The organism is Methanoculleus sp. UBA430, from assembly GCF_002506585.1.
Taxonomy (GTDB): domain Archaea; phylum Halobacteriota; class Methanomicrobia; order Methanomicrobiales; family Methanoculleaceae; genus Methanoculleus.
Map to the genome: position 1 here is coordinate 374955 of NZ_DAXW01000009.1, position 18411 is coordinate 393365.

The 18411-nt window shown below is 63.7% G+C and carries 13 protein-coding genes; 10 read left to right on the plus strand and 3 right to left on the minus strand.

The annotated features are described in order from the left end of the window. Positions 1-150: 150 nt before the first annotated feature. Positions 151-5853 (plus strand): DUF3344 domain-containing protein, encoded by a 5703-nt coding sequence (locus tag BRA49_RS08060; protein ID WP_292385018.1) that lies wholly within the window; start codon positions 151-153, stop codon positions 5851-5853. A 2-nt stretch (positions 5854-5855) separates the two neighbouring features. Next, positions 5856-6947 (plus strand): hypothetical protein, encoded by a 1092-nt coding sequence (locus BRA49_RS08065; protein ID WP_292385020.1) that lies wholly within the window; start codon positions 5856-5858, stop codon positions 6945-6947. Positions 6948-7258: 311 nt separating this feature from the next. Here the strand turns inward: BRA49_RS08065 and BRA49_RS08070 are convergent, their stop codons facing one another. The 3 genes from BRA49_RS08070 to BRA49_RS08080 form a co-directional block, all read right to left on the minus strand. Then, positions 7259-7618 (minus strand): DUF86 domain-containing protein, encoded by a 360-nt coding sequence (locus tag BRA49_RS08070; protein ID WP_292385022.1) that lies wholly within the window; start codon positions 7616-7618, stop codon positions 7259-7261. Beyond that, positions 7608-7928, minus strand: coding sequence for a nucleotidyltransferase family protein (locus BRA49_RS08075; RefSeq protein ID WP_292385023.1), 321 nt, complete (start codon positions 7926-7928; stop codon positions 7608-7610). Before BRA49_RS08075 ends, BRA49_RS08070 begins: the two co-directional genes overlap by 11 nt. 296 nt (positions 7929-8224) lie before the next feature. Further along, positions 8225-9160: a nucleoside recognition domain-containing protein gene (locus BRA49_RS08080; RefSeq protein ID WP_292385025.1), complete on the minus strand. Its 936-nt coding sequence runs from the start codon at positions 9158-9160 to the stop codon at positions 8225-8227. A 421-nt stretch (positions 9161-9581) separates the two neighbouring features. On the opposite strand from BRA49_RS08080, the gene BRA49_RS08085 reads away from it, so the two are divergent. From BRA49_RS08085 to dcd, 8 genes are read left to right on the plus strand one after another with little or no spacing between them, the layout of a single operon-like run. Then, entirely contained in the window at positions 9582-10589 is a 1008-nt protein-coding gene (locus BRA49_RS08085; RefSeq protein WP_292385027.1) for an asparagine synthase C-terminal domain-containing protein, read from the plus strand. Beyond that, positions 10579-10848 (plus strand): Asp-tRNA(Asn)/Glu-tRNA(Gln) amidotransferase subunit GatC, encoded by a 270-nt coding sequence (gene gatC / locus BRA49_RS08090; protein WP_292385029.1) that lies wholly within the window; start codon positions 10579-10581, stop codon positions 10846-10848. The genes BRA49_RS08085 and gatC overlap by 11 nt, the downstream gene beginning before the upstream one ends. Beyond that, positions 10849-12150: an Asp-tRNA(Asn)/Glu-tRNA(Gln) amidotransferase subunit GatA gene (gatA, locus tag BRA49_RS08095; protein ID WP_292385031.1), complete on the plus strand. Its 1302-nt coding sequence runs from the start codon at positions 10849-10851 to the stop codon at positions 12148-12150. Then, on the plus strand, positions 12147-13562 hold the full coding sequence (gene gatB, locus BRA49_RS08100) for an Asp-tRNA(Asn)/Glu-tRNA(Gln) amidotransferase subunit GatB (protein WP_292385033.1): 1416 nt from the start codon (positions 12147-12149) through the stop codon (positions 13560-13562). The genes gatA and gatB overlap by 4 nt, the downstream gene beginning before the upstream one ends. 6 nt (positions 13563-13568) lie before the next feature. Next, a complete protein-coding gene (locus BRA49_RS08105; protein ID WP_292385035.1) occupies positions 13569-16364 on the plus strand; it encodes a DNA topoisomerase I in 2796 nt (931 codons plus the stop codon). Between the two features lie 4 nt (positions 16365-16368). Continuing rightward, entirely contained in the window at positions 16369-17061 is a 693-nt protein-coding gene (locus tag BRA49_RS08110) for a phosphoglycerol geranylgeranyltransferase (RefSeq protein WP_292385037.1), read from the plus strand. A gap of 3 nt (positions 17062-17064) precedes the next feature. Then, the gene (locus BRA49_RS08115; protein WP_292385038.1) at positions 17065-17763 is read left to right on the plus strand and encodes an RNA methyltransferase; all 699 of its coding nucleotides are present in this window, start codon (positions 17065-17067) and stop codon (positions 17761-17763) included. A 22-nt stretch (positions 17764-17785) separates the two neighbouring features. After that, complete coding sequence (gene dcd / locus BRA49_RS08120; RefSeq protein ID WP_292385040.1) at positions 17786-18343, plus strand: dCTP deaminase; 558 nt, start codon at positions 17786-17788, stop codon at positions 18341-18343. The last annotated feature ends 68 nt before the right edge of the window (positions 18344-18411 follow it).

Sequence of the window (18411 nt, forward strand, 5' to 3'; positions counted from 1 at the left end):
TCTTCCGATCGTCCAATTTGACTATCGGCGCCCTCTCCGATCGCCGGGGAGGGGCGCCAGTGCTGCCGGGCGAGATGAAACGATGAAGAAGGAGCTTGATAGAAAATGCAACGAAGATTGCTGATTGTTTGTATCGCTGCACTGCTGTGCATGACCACGCTCGCCGCGCCCATAGCGGCGGCAACGACCACCGAGACGTTCCAGGCGGACGCCGATGCGTATATTCGATGGGGCTCTCTCCCAGGAAATACGAGTTATGGTGATTCCACGAGTCTTTTTGTTCGGCAATCCGGCGATCCCTGGGGTACCTCGGGTGGAACACTCTACAGGAGCCTTATTCACTTCGACCTCTCTTCGATTCCCGAGGGAGCGACGATCGAATCGGCGACACTCTATGGTTATATGACCGCCAGGAAGGGTGATAGGGAGGTCGCCGCGTACCGCGTGACCGAAGCATGGAACGAGTCCAATGTCACCTGGTGCAATGGACCCTCCAACGATACGCAGCCGACCGACGTAATTGACCCTGGTTCAGCAGCGAATGTCTGGATTGCGTGGAACGTCACACAGGATTTACAGGCATATGCGGAAGATACCCCAAATTATGGATGGAAACTTGCTTCTCCCGACGAATCAGTTACCTCCACGGAACAGAGGGTTCAACTGGCAAGTCGTGACTCTTCCGACGCCACACTACGCCCCTACCTGAACGTAACCTACTCCACCGGCGGCGCCGCGCCTGTCCTGACGACCATCGAGGTCTCCCCCGCGACGGCGAGCCTGGCAGTCGGTAATAAGCAGCAGTTCACAGCCACCGCGAAAGACCAGAACGGCGACGCGATGACCAACGTCGCCTTCACCTGGTCGAGCGGCAACGAGACCGTCGGCACGGTGAACCAGACCGGGTACTTCACCGCCCTTGCGGCAGGGACGACAACCGTCGCCGCCGCTGCGGGGAGCGTGACCGGGACCGCAGAGGTGACGGTGACCCCAGCCACCCAGGTCGACCTCACCATTGCCGGCGTCGTGAACCCGACACCCGGCAGCGCGGTCTTTGCGAGGGAACCAAACCAGGTTCAGATCAGGAGCGTCAAGAACACCGGGACTGATGTCGCGACCGATATCGTGATCGCCCTGTACGCAAGCGACGTCGCCAACGGCACCGTCGCGGTCAATACCACGACCATCGAATCGATCGCGGGCGGCGCCCAGATCGCCATAATCAACATCATCGACCCGACAATCCGCAACCTCCAGGGCGGCACGGTGAGATACACCGCCATCGTCGACCCCGACAACCTCATCGCCGAGACCGATGAGACCAACAACGTAAAGGTCGGTTTCGCCGATAAGAAGATCCTCTACAACGGCTACAAGGGCAAGATGTACTGGGAGGGCGGCAGCAACGTCACGACGGTGCGGACCTACGACCTTCGCGGCGACATCATCCACTCCTTCGGCAACAGCCAGTACATGTCCGGCAGTTTCGGCAGCGAGGGCTGGACAAACTACACCGTGACCTGGACGGCGGGCGACCTCCCGCTCCCGGCGGGCGCGACGGTTCACGACGCCTGGCTCTACGTGCCCTACTGCTGGGACAACACCTACTCGGCGCCCGACAACACCTCGATCGACTTCAACGGTGTCCGGGTCCCCTACGTGAACTGGTACAGCGATGTCTCGAACTTCGGGGCGTATGCCGACCATTACTACGGCCTGCTCACCTACAACGTGACCGACCTCTACCAGACGGACGTCAACAACACAGTTCTCTTCGCACGGACGGACACCAACGCCAAGATCTCGCCGGCCGGGTTTACCCTCGCCGTGATCTACGAGGACTCTTCCGCCACCAGGAAGCAGATCTTCGTCAACGAAGAGTTCGATCTCCTCGGCGCCGACCAGGGTAACTATGGCACGAGCATGGCCGAGGCGACGGCGTATGTGCCGTTCTCCGGCGCGACCATCGATACGGGGAGCGTCGTCCGTGCGAACCTGACGACGTTCGTCCCGTGGGGCAACGACGCCGAAGGCAACCTATTCTTCAATGGAGAGCAGATCGGAACAGGAGTATGGAACTACGGCCCGCGGGCAGTCGGCGCCTCCGACAACCCGCAGGTGGCCGTCGACGAGCGCGAGGTGACGGCGTACCTGAACGCGACCGGGAACGAAGCGGCGATTCAGGGAGACAATACCTGGAAATCACCGTGTATGGTTGCGGCACAGACCTTCCTCGTGGTGGAGTATGGAGGCGGATCCGGCGGTGACACCCCGGTTGCAAACTTCGCAGCGAACGTGACCATCGGCGTAGCGCCGCTCTCCGTCACCTTCACCGATGCCTCGACCAACACCCCCACCGCATGGTCATGGGAGTCGCGGCCGTCCGGAACAGGTGATAACTGGACTGAATTCTCCACCAACCGGAACGCAACATACGACTTTGCAGCGGGAGCCTACGACATCCGGCTCACCGCGACCAACGCCGACGGAAGCGACACCGTAACAGAGACCCAGTATATCTCGTCCTCCGCAGGGGCGAAACGCCTCGCCACGGTTCAGAACGGCACGGTCTCCGGCGATCTCTACGTGGGAGCGTACGGAGGATGGAGCTCCGGGACCTCGTATACGACGAACACGCTCAACCAGACGTTCACTCTCCCGGCCTACACCGACGTCCAGTGGGCGCGGCTGTATACGGTCGTATACGCTGCAGGTACGGATAACCGGACGGGAACCGCGACCGTCAGGTTCGACGGCAACGGCGACGGCACATACGATACGCTCGGCACCGAGGCCCTCGCCACCGCCGGGGACAACACAGCCAATGTCTACCCGGTCAACGATCATGTGAACCGCCAGTATTCGGATTACCTGCTCTGGTACGACGTGACCGATCTCGTCGGTTCGCAGAGCCCGAAAGCAGAGGTCGTCTCAACCCCGGTGGCATCGAACTTCGATGGCCGCATCAAAGAGGTCGTCCTCGTGGTTGCTTACAATGATGGCGACAGCGATGTGGTACACTACTGGGTGAATGACGGACACGATTACCAGGCGAATGGCGCCGGCGGGGTTACCTCAACCTTTGCCACCGGCGGACTTGCCGCCGGCTGGACGGATGCTACCCTCCAGAACGTCATGCTCTCTTCCAAAGACGCCCTGTACACGTTCAACGGCGCTGCCTATACGGGTGGGACCCCATCTGGTTACTTTGGAACGAACAACTGGGACGTCAAGAACGACCTGACCGCCGGCAACGACAGCAGTTTCACGTACGTACCGAACGGTGGATCGTACAAGACCACGCTTGCAACACTTGCCGTAAAATACACGACCTCCGGCGGGGACGCCCCCGATCTCGCGGTCAGCACCCTCGCTTCTAACAACGGTGAAGTCTTCTCCGCAGCCGAGAACATCTACACCGCGAAGATCACGAACATCGGCACCGCCGATGCCGGCGCGTTCGCGGTCGAATTCAACGCCAGTAGCGCAACCGGCACGGTCGCGGTCGACGGCCTCGCCGCGGGCGCAAACACCACCGTCACCTGGACCGACGAGACCATCCGCAACGCCGGCGATGCCGTGACGATCACCGCCGTCGCCGATCCCGACGGTCTCATCGGCGAATCGAACGAAGAGAACAACCTGCTCAGCATCGAGAAGACCGTCGTCCACAACGGCTACCGCGGCAAGCGCTGGACCGACGGCGAAGACATCGCCACCGCGAAAACCTACGACGTTCGCGGCGACCTCCTCTGGTCGGCCGGTGACGGCGCCTACCTCTCCGCCGGCACCAACTGGGCCGACTACACCGTCAACTGGACCGCCAGCGATCTCACAGTCCCCGAAGGCGCCACGATCGCCGGCGCCCGGCTCTACGTCCCCTACACCTACGACAAGGGCCCGGTCTTCCCGGAGAACGTCGCCCTGACCTTTAACGGCGCAGCGGTCGAGCAGGCCGCTTTCTACGAAGACGAGAAGAGATGGGGCACCTCGTATCCCTACGGCATGACCGTCTACAACGTCACCGACGCCTTCAGCCCTGAGGGCAACACCGCCGTCCTCGCAAACACCTTCCCCGGCGGCGGGAACGTCTCGGTCCGCGGGATGCTCCTCGCGGTCGTCTATGACGACGGCGTCACCGCCCCGCATACGGTGCTGATGAACGAGGGCTTCGACCTCCTCTACGGCGGCGCAAGCCAGAGCACCACCCCCAAAGAGGCGACGGCGTATGCGCCGTTCACCCTCGACCCCGCGAACGCCACAGGCGCCCGCCTGGTCACCGTCGCCCCCGGCGCCGGGCCGAACGAGGGTGAACTGATCTTTAATGACGAGACCTGGACGAACGCCTGGAACTACACGGGAACGAGCCAGATCGGCGTCGACGAGCGCAATGTGACCTCGCTCCTCGCCGGCGAGAACGTCGCGGCGTTCCAGAGCAGCGCCGACTACATGGAGGCTGCCGCAGCCTTCCTGATAGTCGAGTATGCCCCCGAACCCGGCAGCATCCTCGTCACCTCGACGCCGACCGGCGCCGCGGTCTGGCTCGACGATGAGGAGACCGGGGAAGTCACCGACTGCACCCTCACGAACGTCCCGGCCGGCGACCATGTCGTCACCGTGAAACTCGACGGCTACGCCGACGCCTCGATGCCGGTCACGGTCGCCACCGGCGAGACCGCAGAGGTCGACCTCGAACTGACCACCCTGACCGGGAGCCTCACCGTGACCTCGACGCCCGAGGGCGCTGCGATCCTCATCGACGGCGCTGATACCGGCGAAGTCACCAACGCAACCCTCGACGGGATCGCCGTCGGCACCCACACCGTCACCCTGAAGAAGGACGGCTACGCCGACACCACGGCTGATGTCACCGTCGCGTATAACGAGACCGCAGCCCTCCACCGGGACCTCGTCGAGGCCCGCGGCAGCATCACCGTCGCCTCGACGCCCACGGGTGCGGCGATCTGGCTCGACGGCATCGACACCGGCATGACGACCAACGCCATCCTGGAGAACGTCGCGGCCGGCGAGCACACCGTCACCGTGAAGAAGGCTGGTTACGCCGACGCCTCAATGATCGTGACGGTCGTCGATGACGGAACCGCCGTGGCCCACTTCACCCTGACCGAGCCAGCCGGGATCATCGCCGTCACCTCGTCGCCCGACGGCGCCCGGATCGTCCTCGACGGCGCGGAGACCGGGGAAACCACCAACGCCACGCTGACGAACGTCCCGGTCGGCACCCACACCGTCCGGGTGAGCCTTGACGGCTACCTGGACGCAGAGGAGACCGTGACCGTCGCCTCGGGAGAGATCGCTGCCGTTCACGTCGACCTCGACGCGTCGGCGATCACCCTCCAGCCCGGCTGGAACTTCGTCTCGACGCCGAAGCGGCTCGCCGCCGGCCAGGACACCATCGCGATCTTCGATGGCGTGGAGACCGACGGGCGCCCGGTGCTGTATTACAACGGGACTGACCAGTGGGAGGCGATGAGTCGGGAGGAGGCGTTCCGGCCGCTTGACGGGATCTGGATCTACGCGAACGGCACCTACGAGATCCCTCTGGCCTTCGCCGCCGCTTCGAACTCCCCGCCGACCACAAAATACCTCGATGAGGGGTGGAACGCGATCGGGTTCACCGACACGGTCCCCGCACCCGCGGCCATCGCGCTCCGGACGGCCGAGCCGGCCTGGGCGACCCTCTTCGGCTGGAAGACGAACGAACAGGCCTACGACGTCTCGTTCATCCGCGGCGATACCGGCCGGCACAGCGAGATGCGGGAGCTCTCCCCCTTCCGGGGCTACTGGCTCTACATGAACGACGCGGATACCCTCGCCGCCATCGGGGCGTGACGATGAAATTCCAGCATGGAATGACCCTGATCCTCCTCCTGGCCCTCGCGACCGGGGTCTCGGCGACGGAGACTTCCCCCCCCACGTTCCCTCACGATTTCTGGGGCAGTGTGACGACCGACGGTGCCCCGGCACCCGCCGGGACCACTATCACTGCCACGATCGGGGAGACGACATACGGTTCGATCGTGACGACGAAAGCCGGGGAGTACGGCAGTTCCAGTCGGCATGAGGGAGGTCGCCTGGTGGTCAGTGCGACCGACGGCCATGCCGGGGAGACGATCACCTTCCTGGTCAACGGGCGGGCGGCGCGGGAGACGGCACCCTTCACACCGGACAGCACTACCTGCCTGGACCTCTCCGTTGCCGGGGGGAGCACGCCCACGCCCGGCAACGGCGGTAACGGCGGCGGCGGTGGAGGGTCGCAGGGGTCAACATCGACCCCCGCCCCGACCCAGTCCGCACCGGTGACGTCCGTCGGGCAGGCATCCCTCCCCCTCTCGGAGACCGGCGAAGTCAGCGCACCGGTGACGGTCAGGACCGGCGACGGTGCCGGCTCGCTGACTGTCGGCGAGGGGACGCGTGCCCGCGACAAAGACGGAAACCCGCTCGGCGAAGTGACCATAGCGCGCGCCGACGCCGCCGGGCTGCCACCGGCCCCCGGGGGGACGACAATCGGGTTTGCCCTCACCTGCGGACCGGCCGGCGCCACCTTCGACCCGCCGGCCACCCTCACCTACACACTCTCTGAGGAAGAGTGGGGGAGGAACGGCGACCCCGCCACCCTGCGGGTGATGTGGTACAACCCCGGGACCGGCGCTTGGCAGGAGGTCCCCGCAACCGTGGACCCGGCAACCCGGACCGTGACGGCGCGGGTCTCGCACTTCAGTCTCTTCGCCCTGACGTGGGCCGACGCACCCCCGGCGAAGGCGACCGCCGCACCGGCCGCCGCGACTCCCGGCGGTGAAACCCCGTCCGGACCCGGTTCGCAGCAGCCCAAAGACGGCGAAATTCCGTGGGTGCTCATCGCGGTCGGGGGCCTGGTCGCCGCCGGAAGTCTGGCGGCGGGATGGTACTTCCTCCGGAAGCGGTAACCCCGCACCCTCTTCTTCTTCGCCCCGGGAACGATCCCGGGGAATCTTTCAGGAACGTGGACCGAGGAGCCCCCCGGCTTAAGCCGAGGGAGGAATCGGCCTCACCATGTTCCCACACGCTTTCACGGCCCAACGAACGGTGGATGCTGCTCGCCACGATGGAGCGGTACAATGCAGCCTGCAACGCCGCCTCGCCGGTTGCCTTTTTCTGAGCGGCAGTTTTCCAGCATCGGTTTGCAGAAGCGGCTGTATCGCCAGATCAACAAGGCGCTCGCCCCCACCAACGGTGTCCGGGCCGGGTCCTGCGGCCCTTATTCGGTATCCCCTGACGGTGTGTCGAGTTCGGCAAGAATTGCCTGCACTCGTGGTTCGAGGGCCGTGACCTCGTTCTGGAGAATATTCCAGACGATCCTCCAGTCGACCTCAAAATAAGCATGAATCAACTTGTCCCGTGAACCGGCAATCAGCCGCCAGGGAATCTCCGGGTATTGTTCTTTCAGGGGTTCGGAGATGTTCTTCGTCGCTTCCCCGATGATCTCGATGGAGCGGACGATTGCACGTTGCCGCACCGGATCCGCAAGCAGCCTCTCATACGTCAGTTCCCTGCCGACTTCACGGAGAAATGCAATCTCGTCCGCGATGTGCCGAAGAAAGAGATCGTCACGCCTCACACCAGACGACCTCCTTCTCGATATACGATCGGAGATGTCGGCTGAGCCCCTGCTCGGTGACGAGGTCCACCCGGCGGCAAAAGAGGTCCTCAAGGTAGAACGCGAGTTCCATGAAGTTCCGGAACGTCGTCTGTCCGGGTGCAAACTCGACCAGCACATCCACATCGCTCTCGGGCCGGTCTTCGCCGCGGGCGGTCGATCCGAAGAGGCCGATCTTCGCCACGCCGAACCGCTCCCGGAGCAGCGGGAGTGCTTCTTCCAGCCTGTCAACGAAGATGCTCTTCTTCTCCCGGCGGACCTGAGCTTCCATACGGGTTCTGCTCCCTCCTGATCGTACCTGGGAGCGAGGAGATGATGAAGATTGCCCTACGGGGGCAGGAGATGAGTATCGGGACTTCTTTCTTGATTTGATCGTCTGACGCACGCTGTTCTTGCATTGTCAGCGGAGAGCTCGTTCCAGTGGGTAACATATAGTTCTTCACCCGGCAGTACAGATGGGGTTCAACAAATCCGTATAATGAAGTACTGAGACCGATTCCGGGAAAGCCTCCGAACGGCCCGGAGGCTTCCCCCGGCACCCCCCGGGCATGGTAACCCCGCACCCCCTCATAACACAACCATCACCAGCGCAACCGTGACCACCTTCGCGGCCATGCTTGCCGCGTACGTGACCAGCGCAATTTTGACGCCGAGCCGGCCGAAGAGCGAGAGGTAGAGCGGCACAGAGTACTTGACGTAGATCATGGTGATGACCACCATGCTTCCGAGGACGAGCGTGACGAGCGCCGTCTCGAGCGTGAGGATACCCCCATCCAGCAGGGATGCAACGATCGCGTAGCCCGCCGAAAAATGGACGAACTGGGCTACGAGCGCCGCAGCGCTCTCGCCGGGGAGACCGATGGCCCGGAGGAGGGGGTCGAACGCGGCGGCGACGCCATCCATAACGCCCGTCGCGGTGAGGAGAGAAAAAACGAGCAGCGCGGCCAGGGTGACGGGCACGACCCGCCGGAGCGTCGGGACCGCCCTCCTGCACCCGGCAAGGACGACCTCCCGGGTGAGCGCAAGAGCGGCCGTGGGTGCGGGAGGGACCGGGGCCGGCGCGCGCCCGGGGGCGGCGAGGAACCGGCGACTGTAGAGGAGGGCAAAAAGTGCCTGCATGCCGCTCGATAAGAGATTCAGCCCGGTGTAGATCCCCCCGACAACGGGGCCGAGGAGGATCAGGGCTGCTGGGAGCTGGACGCGGAAGAGCGACTCCCCGAGCACCACCGGGAAGGAGCCCATGATGAGCACCGGGATCACCTCCCGCTCCGTCACCTTCCCGTCGCGGTAGTACTCGGCAAGCATCGACTTTCCCGCCGTGGCGTTGACCCCCATCGCGACGACAGAAAGGACACACGCATCGGAGAGGCCGGAAACCCTGCAGAACGGCCCGGTGAACGACGAAAGCCGGGCAAAGATCCCGGTCTCGGCAAGGATGTTCGCAAGGACGATCCCGACCGTGACCAGCAGGACGGCGTTCACCGCAGAGGTGATCACCAGCATGGCAAATCCTGCCTTCCCCTATCCCTGCCATTCATTCCCAATACTCCCGGATGCACCAAAGGTAATACGATATATTATAAAATAAATCATAAGTATTACCATCTGTGACTGTCGATACGCATCACGGGCGCGACGGACAGAGCACCACAACGTGCCCAAGGAACATGTCTTCCCCCGAAAACAGCCGGGGTCGCTCTCCTGACCCCGTGACCGGTTCGGGTCATCGTCCCACCACCGTTGAGGGAGCCTCTGAGAAGTCGGGGTCGCATGCCCGGCCGAAATTACCGGAATGCCACGAATTTCACGTAGGATGGTGTACGCATATTTATACATCAGAAATGCAAACACTGAACTCGATCAGTTTTTTGGGGCGGCCACGGTACCTGGCCCCTCATGGCAATAACCTGCCGGATTGTGGAAGATGCCTGATATGAACCTGAAGGGCTGGATAGAACGTGACGGAGTGCGCCTCACCCCCGCCGATGTAGAGCAGATGCTCGAAGCGGGACCCAACGCGCTCAATGGGTGCGGCGGCGAGTTCCTGCTCGACTGGGACGACTGCATCGCCCGCGACGCCCTCGGCATCATGCCCGGCCCGGTCCCGCCGGGAACCGTATGCTGCGGCGGGCGCGAGGTCGCCCGGGTAGCCCCCGACCCGCCGCCCTGCACGCTTGAGGAGGCGATCGTCACCGCGGTCGATCTCCGACGCGACGAGGGGGTGGTAGCGTTTTCCGGCGGCGTCGACTCGGCCCTCATCGCCGCCCTCGCCCGCCTCCCCTGTGTGACGGTAGGGATCGAAGGGTCGCACGACATCGCGTGGGCGGCGAAGGCCGCCCGGATGATGGGGCTTGACCTTGAGATCGTCTCACCGACCGGGGACGAGGTTGCGGAGGCCCTTCGCCGGGTGGTCCGGGTGATCCCCGATCCGACAAACCCCCTCGAGGTCTCGATCGCAACGACCCTCTTCTTCGCCGCCGCATGGGCGGGAGAGCACGGCCATACCCGGATCCTCGCCGGGCAGGGGGCGGACGAACTCTTCGGCGGCTACGCCCGCTATCTCTCCTCACCGGACCTCGCGGCGGAACTCGAACGGGACATCGTGGACCTCGGCCGCCAGGGAGCACGGGACCAGGCCGTGGCGGCACTGCATGCGGCGTACTTCTCAATGCCCTACCGCGATGTCAGGGTGGTGCGCGCTGCGCAGGCGATCCCGGCTGCGGAGAGGGTGCGCGCCGGGGTGCGAAAATACCCGCTGCGGGAGGTCGCAGAACGGCACATCCCGGCCGAGATTGCCCGGGCCGAGAAGAAAGCGATGCAGTACGGGAGCGGAATCTGGCGGATGATACAGCGACTCGCACGGACAAACGGTTATAAAAAGTCGGTACAAGGGTACTTAACGGAGATCAGTAGGGCGGAACATGATTACTGAGAGCGATATTGAACGTATAGCAGAACTTGCGGATATCGGCATATCAAAAGATGAGGTGCCGGAGTTCACCACCCAGTTCAACGCAATCCTCGACTACTTCGAGGTTCTCGACGCTGTGGAGGGCGAGAGCGCCCCGGTCGTCGGGATCACGAACGTCTTCCGGGAGGACGAGCCCCGGCCCTGCCTCACGCAGGAGGCGGCCATCGGAAACGCGGGGTCAATCGAGAACGGGTTCATCAAGGCGCCGAGGGTGATGTGAGTGGCGGGAACCCTGCACTTCTCGCCTGACGACCGGTGCAACGCGTTCATCACCACCTGTAAAGAAGCGCCGTTTTCCGACGGCACGCTCGCCGGCGTCGCCGTCGCGGTCAAGGACAACATATCGACGGCAGGGATACAGACCACCTGCGGGTCGAGGATCCTCAAGGGCTACGTCCCGCCCTACGACGCCCACGTCGTAGGACTCCTCAGGCAGGCGGGGGCCGCCATTGTCGGCAAGACCAATATGGACGAGTTCGGCATGGGCTCCACCACCGAGACGAGCGCCTTCGGCCCCACCAGGAACCCGGCGGACCCGTCAAGGGTTCCCGGCGGATCGTCCGGCGGGAGCGCGGCCGCCATCGCCGCGGGCCTCGTCCCGATGGCGCTCGGCACCGATACCGGCGGCTCGATCCGGTGCCCGGCAGCGTTCTGCGGAATCGTAGGTCTCAAGCCCACCTACGGCCGGGTCTCCCGCTACGGCCTCATCGCTTACGCAAACTCCCTCGAGCAGATCGGGCCGATGGCACGGACGGTGGAGGACGTATCGAGGCTGATGTCGGTGATCGCGAAGTACGACCCCCGCGACTCGACGATGCTCGATCGCCCGTACGATCACCGCCCCTCGGCCGATATCGCCGGCCTCCGGGTCGGGGTGCCGGAAGAGTACTTCGGCGAGGGTGTTGACCCCCGCGTCGCGGAGACGGTCCAGAACGCCATCGGTGTCCTCGAGGGGCTCGGGGCCAGCACGGTGCCGGTGAGCATCCCCGGCATGCGCTACGCCCTTGCCGCTTATTACGTCATCTGCACGAGCGAAGCCTCCTCGAACCTCGCCCGGTTCGACGGTGTCCGCTACGGCCCGGCGGTCGACACGAGGAAGTCCTGGCACGAGGCCTACCAGGACCTCCGGCAGGAGTTGTTCGGGCCTGAGGTCCGGCGCCGGATCATGCTCGGCACGTTCGCTCTCTCGGCGGGCTACGCCGGCAGGTACTACGCGAAGGCTCAGGTGGCCCGCCGCAACATCAGCCAGGACTTCGAACGGGCCCTCCGCGAGGTTGATATCATCGCCGGACCGACGATGCCGACGGTCGCCTTCCGCCTCGGCGAGAAGACCGACCCGCTCTCGATGTATCTCTCCGACATCCTCACGGTGCCGGCGAACCTCGCCGGGATCCCGGCGATATCGGTCCCATGCGGCAGGGTGGACAGCCTCCCCGTGGGGCTCCAGTTGATGGGTAGGCAGTTTGAAGACGAGCGCGTCGTCGATGTTGCCTATGCCTACGAGCAGGAGGTGAAGGCATGAAGACGATCGTCGGCCTTGAGATCCACGTCCAGCTCGCGACGGCGACGAAGCTCTTCTGCGGGTGCTCGACAGACTACCGGGACGACGAACCCAACACCCACTGCTGTCCCATCTGCCTCGGCCTGCCCGGAGCGCTCCCGCGCCTGAACAGGAAGGCGGTCGAGTACGGCCTCCGGGTGGCAAAAGCCCTCGATATGAAGGTTCCAGAAGAGTCGGAGTTCGCCCGGAAGAACTACTTCTATCCCGACCTCCCGAAGGCCTACCAGGTTACCCAGTACGACAAACCGCTCGCGATCGAGGGGACCGTCGAGATCGAGGACGACGAGGGGCACGAGAAGCTCGTCCGGATCACCCGGGTTCACCTCGAGGAGGACCCCGGAAGACTTGTTCACGTCGCCGGCGGCGCGAAGTACTCGCTCGTCGACTATAATCGGTCGGGGATACCTCTCCTTGAGATCGTCACCGAACCGGATATGCGGTCCCCGCAGGAAGCCCGCCGGTTCCTCAACAAACTCAGGACGATCCTCGAGTACCTGGGGGTCTTTGACGGTGACCGGGAGGGGTCTCTCCGTGTTGACGCGAACATATCGCTCGAGGGCTCCGAGCGGGTCGAGGTCAAGAACATCTCCTCCTACAAGGGCGTCGAGAAGGCCCTCACCTTCGAGGTGACCCGGCAGAAGAACCTGCTCCGGCGCGGGCAGAAGGTGACGAGAGAGACCCGGCACTTCATGGAAGGGCGGGGGATCACCACCTCCGCCCGCAGCAAGGAGGAGGAGCACGACTACCGCTACTTCCCGGAGCCCGACCTGCGGCCGCTCCGTGTTGCGGGATGGGTCGCAGAGATCGATCTCCCCGAACTGCCCGTCGCCCGGAAGAACCGGTTCATGGCGCAGTATGGCATATCGCTCAACCATGCCCGGACCCTGACCGGCGACCCGAAACTTGCCGACTTCTATGAAGAGGTCGCTCACATCGACCCGGTCCTCGCCGCCACCTGGGTGGCCGACACCCTCCTTGGGGAGCTCAACTACCGCGACATGAGCATCGCCGCCGTCCCGGCCGACCGTATCGCAGAACTCCTCGCGCTTCTGCGATCGGAGACCGTCACTGATGCGGCCGGCACCCAGGTACTGCGAGAGATGCTCGATGCCTGTGCAGCCGGGAGCCCCTGCGAGCGGCCCGCCGATATCGTGGAGCGCGCAGGGCTCAGCAAGGCCACAGGAGGCGAGTTCACCGCGATCGTGCAGAAGATAGTCGCCGCAAACCCGCAGGCGGTCGAAGATTACCGGATCGGCAAGAAGGGAGCCCTGAACTTCCTCGTCGGGCAGGTGATGAAGGAGACCCGGGGCAGGGCGGACCCGCGGGAACTCGGGAAGATCGTATCCGAAATTATCGAGACAGGCGGGGTGTAATCCGCAGTGCATCTGATCATCGCAGAGAAGAATATATCAGCAAACCGGATAGCGCAGATCCTCGCCGGCAGCGAGAAGGTGAAGGCAACAAAAGATGGAAACGTATCCACCTACTCTTTTGACACCAGGACAGTGGTAGGTCTCAAAGGGCACGTGGTGGAGGTGGACTTCGAGCCCGGCTACACGAACTGGCGAAGTGAGGTCCACACCCCGCGAAGCCTCATCGACGCCGGCACCGTCAAGAAGCCAACAGAGAAGAAGATCGTCAATATCATACAGAAACTCTCCAAGAAGGCCGACCTCGTCACCATCGCCACGGATTACGATACCGAAGGAGAACTGATCGGGAAGGAGGCCTACGAACTCGTCCGTGCGGTGAACCCCAGCGTCAGGATCAACCGGGCCAGGTTCTCGGCGATCACCCCCGCTGAGATCCGTTCGGCCTTCGAGAACCTGACCGACCTCGACTTCGCGCTCGCGGCTGCCGGTGAGGCCCGCCAGACGGTCGACCTGATGTGGGGAGCGGCGCTGACCCGGTTTATCAGCCTCGCGGCTCGCCGGGGCGGCAAGAACATCCTCTCCGTCGGCCGGGTCCAGAGCCCGACGCTCGCCATGATCGTCGAGCGGGAGCGCGAGATTGAGAACTTCGTTCCCCAGACCTACTGGATGCTCTCGCTTACGACCGAGAAAGACGGTATGCCGGTTGAGGCGCGGCATACCGCCGGGCGGTTCACCGACCACGAGGCGGCCCTCGCCGCAAAGAAGGGGACAAAGGAGCCGCTCGTCATCACGGACGTCAAAGAGGGGCAGAAGACCGACCGGGCGCCGACGCCGTTCGATACCACGACCTTCATCGTCGCGGCGGCCCGCCTGGGCCTCTCGGCAGCGAACGCGATGCGGATCGCCGAAGACCTCTACATGAACGGGTACATCTCCTACCCGAGGACCGACAACACGGTCTACCCGAAGTCCCTGAACCTGAACGGAATCCTCGATACGCTCAAGGGAGGGGTGTTTGATAAGGACGTCGCCTGGGTGCGGCAGCACCGGCGTCCGGTCCCGACACGGGGCAAGAAAGAGAGCACCGATCACCCGCCGATCCACCCGACGGGAGCAGCGACCCGCGAGGCCCTCGGCCAGGACCGGTGGAAGGTCTACGAACTCGTTGTCCGGCGGTTCCTCGCGACCCTCTCTCCCGACGCGACCTGGACGACGACGAAGTGTCTCTTCGACGCGTCGGGCGAGCCTTACACCGCGACGGGCGGCAGGCTCCTCTCGGTAGGATGGCGCCGGATCTACCCCTACTCGGAGGCGAAGGAGAACATCCTCCCGGCCTTCGTCCCGGGCGAACTGCTGCCGATCAAGGACGTGAACCTCGAAGAGAAGCAGACGCAGCCGCCGGCGCGCTTCTCCCAGAGCCGGCTCATCCAGGTGATGGAAGAACTCGGTCTCGGCACGAAGAGCACCCGGCACGAGGTGATCGGGAAACTCATCTCCCGCCGCTACGTGGAAGGGAACCCGCTCCGCCCGACGCTCGTCGGAAGAGCCGTCATAGACGCGCTCGATAACCACGCGGAGACGATCACGGAACCCGAGATGACCCGGACGCTTGAAGAGCATATGCAACTCATCAAGCAGCGCGAGCGTTCCCGAGACGACGTCGTCACGGAGTCTCGTGAGATGCTCCATAAGGTCTTTGACAAGCTTGAAGCCCACGAGAAGGAGATCGGCGAGGAGATCATGGAGCAGACCGCAGAGGAGCATACCGTCGGCCCCTGCCCCGTCTGCGGCCACGACCTCCGGATCCGGCACCTCGGCGTCTCCCAGTTCATCGGGTGCACCGGCTACCCCGAATGCCGGTTCAACATCAGCCTGCCCGGCAGCACCTGGGGCAAGGCGATCCGGATCGAGGAGACCTGCGAGAAGCACAACCTCGCCCATGTTCGCCTTATCCGGAAGGGCTCTCGGCCGTGGGATATAGGCTGCCCGCTCTGCAGCCACATCGCCTCGAACGTCGAGGCGCTCCGGATGATGCCCTCGATGACCGACGACCTGATGCAGCGGCTGCACGCGCACCACATCTACACCGTCTCCGAGATCGCCGGCATGCAGCCCGGAGACTTCGTCAACGCCACCGGCGTCAGGACAAACGAGGCCGAGCAAGTGATAAAGGAGGCAGAAGCCGCCCTCGAGGTCCTCCGGCGCCGCTCAGAACTCCGGAAATTCGTCAGGAAGGTTGTCCCCCCGAGGAAGGGCCGGAGTCATGCGAAGATCATCAAAAGTTTCCTCGAACAGGGGATCGGGGATATCCGCGCGCTCTCGCAGGCGGAGCCTGCGGCCCTGAAGAAGGCCGGCATCGGCGATGCGGTGGCAACGGAACTTCTTGCGGCAGCCCGTGGGCTCTGCAACGAGCGCGCCCTCCGTGAGGCCGGGGTCCCCGCGGTCAGCCTGAAGAAGTACCAGACCGGCGGCGTAGCAACCCCCGACGACTTCTGCTATCTTCCTATCCCCTACCTCTCAAGCAAAACCGGCATTAATCCGGAGACCGTACATAAACATGTGGATATGGTCTGCAGGCACCTCGGCCGCCCCACCCCTGCGAAGGTCACCAAAGCAGCGCTCGAACGCGGGCGAAAAGAACTTCTGGAGATCCCCGGCCTCGGGGAGGCGACCGTTGAGAGGCTCTACCTTGCAGGCATATACGACGCGGCGACGCTTCGCGAAGCGGATCCAGAGAAGGTCTCCTCGATCACCGGCATCCCAAAGGCCAGACTCCACGACTATATCGGCTATCTGAAGTGACACCATGCACGCGAACTGGAAGACCTGGGCACACGTGACGAAACTGGACCCCGACAAACACCTCCCACCGGAACTCGTCGAAGAGATCGTGACGAGCGGGACCGATGCCCTGATGCTCTCGGGCACACTGAACGTGACACAGGAGAACCTCCGTGAACTCCTGGATCTGGTCTCCGCCTACGGGCTGCCGCTGGTCGTGGAGCCGGCAAGCCCCGACTGCGCCATATTTGACGGAGCAGTCGACCACCTCTTCGTACCGAGCGTGATGAACACCAACGACGTCCGCTGGATCGTCGGGAAGCACTACGCGTGGCTCCGGCACGCGAGCAGTGTCGACTGGGAGATGGTAGTGCCCGAAGCCTACATCGTCCTCAACCCGAACTCCGCAGTCGGGCGGGTGACAGGGGCGAACTGCGCTCTTTCAGGCGAGGATGTGGCTGCGTTTGTGGAAGTGGCGGACCGTTATTTCCGGTTCCCGATCGTCTATATCGAGTACAGCGGGACCTACGGGGATCCCGCGATCGTGCAGGCGGCGTCTGACGCGGTCGAGCACGCCACCCTCTACTACGGCGGCGGGATCCGCTCGACGGAGCAGGCGGCGGAGATGGGGCGCATCGCCGACACGATCGTCGTGGGCAATGCGGTCTACGAGGAAGGGATCGATGTGCTCCGGGCGACGGTCCGGGCGGTACAGTAGGGTATGCCCGAGGTATCAATCGTCCTGATCGAACCCCTTTACGAGGGGAACGTCGGGTTTACTGCCCGGGTGATGAAGAACTTCGGGTTCACCCGGCTGGTGCTGGTCAACCCCTGCGCGCTCGGCGATGACGCGAGCATGCGCGCCTCCCATGCCCGGGACGTCCTTGAGGGCGCCCGCCGGATGACGATCGAGGAGGTTTACCGGGAGTTCGACTTTATCGTCGCGACGACCGGCGAGGTGAGCAAGTCGGTCTGCACCCCGATGCGGATGCCCTACTACGCGCCGGCGGAGGTCCGGGAGATCGTCGCCGATGTCGACGGAACGGTCGCGGTCCTCTTCGGGCGGGAGAACTGGGGGCTTGCCAACACCGAACTTAAGCGGGCGAACCTCATTTGCACCATCCCAACCTCGGAGGCCTATCCCATCCTGAACCTCTCCCACGCGGTCGGCATCCTCTGCTACGAACTTGCGAACCTGCCGCGCGGGACCTATCCCCTTGCGGGGTCCGTCGAGATGGAGTCGCTCTACCGGCATATCAGTGCCTTCCTCGACCGGATCGACCACCCGGACTTCAAGCGGGAGAACACGATGACCCTCATCCACCGGGTGCTCGGAAGGACGAAACTGACCATCCGCGAGGCGAGTACGCTTCATGGGCTGATGCGCCGGACAGAGTGGCACCTCGAAAACAAAGAATAGTTTGCGGGAGAGATCTAAGAGAATGATTCTTGTCGACTGGCAGATAGAAGATCGCATCAGGCACGGGTATATCAAAGTAGACCCCTTTGAGCCCGGCCTGATCCAGCCCAACTCCCTGGATATCAGGCTCGGTTCCCACTTTGTCTGGTACGTTCCGGGAGATACCGTGATCGACCCCTACGAGAGGGAGAGCGTCTGCTCGGAGATCGAGGAGACTGTGGCCGACTCGATCGTTCTTGCACCGGGGCAGTTCATCCTCGCCGAGACCCTGGAGTCGATCGCACTTCCCGACGACGTCGTGGCGAGCATCGAGGGGAAGAGCAGCATCGCACGCCTGGGGATCGAGCTCCACCAGACGGGCGGCTGGATCGACGCGGGGTTCCGGGGGACGATCACGCTTGAGATGTGCAACGTGAACTCCCGGCCGGTCCGGGTCTATGCCGGGATGCCTATCGGGCAGTTGGTCTTCTACCGGACGGATCGAGCCGCGCGCCCGTACAACATGAAGCAGGACGCGAAGTATATGGACCAGCGGCAGGCGACCCTCTCCCGCTACCATGAGAATGCGCGCCGCGCGTGATCTCTACCGCCGGCAGTCGGGCAAAACCACACGCCCCGCCGCTTCTCTAAAAAGAACATTATGCACTA

Excerpts from the sequence above, each read along its gene's own strand:
- BRA49_RS08060 (WP_292385018.1), top strand. The coding sequence starts at position 151 with ATGACCACGCTCGCCGCGCCCATAGCGGCGGCAACGACCACCGAGACG.
- BRA49_RS08065 (WP_292385020.1), top strand. The coding sequence starts at position 5,856 with ATGAAATTCCAGCATGGAATGACCCTGATCCTCCTCCTGGCCCTCGCG.
- BRA49_RS08075 (WP_292385023.1), bottom strand. The coding sequence starts at position 7,928 with ATGGAAGCTCAGGTCCGCCGGGAGAAGAAGAGCATCTTCGTTGACAGG.
- BRA49_RS08080 (WP_292385025.1), bottom strand. The coding sequence starts at position 9,160 with ATGCTGGTGATCACCTCTGCGGTGAACGCCGTCCTGCTGGTCACGGTC.
- BRA49_RS08085 (WP_292385027.1), top strand. The coding sequence starts at position 9,582 with ATGCCTGATATGAACCTGAAGGGCTGGATAGAACGTGACGGAGTGCGC.
- gatC (WP_292385029.1), top strand. The coding sequence starts at position 10,579 with ATGATTACTGAGAGCGATATTGAACGTATAGCAGAACTTGCGGATATC.
- gatB (WP_292385033.1), top strand. The coding sequence starts at position 12,147 with ATGAAGACGATCGTCGGCCTTGAGATCCACGTCCAGCTCGCGACGGCG.
- BRA49_RS08110 (WP_292385037.1), top strand. The coding sequence starts at position 16,369 with ATGCACGCGAACTGGAAGACCTGGGCACACGTGACGAAACTGGACCCC.
- BRA49_RS08115 (WP_292385038.1), top strand. The coding sequence starts at position 17,065 with ATGCCCGAGGTATCAATCGTCCTGATCGAACCCCTTTACGAGGGGAAC.
- dcd (WP_292385040.1), top strand. The coding sequence starts at position 17,786 with ATGATTCTTGTCGACTGGCAGATAGAAGATCGCATCAGGCACGGGTAT.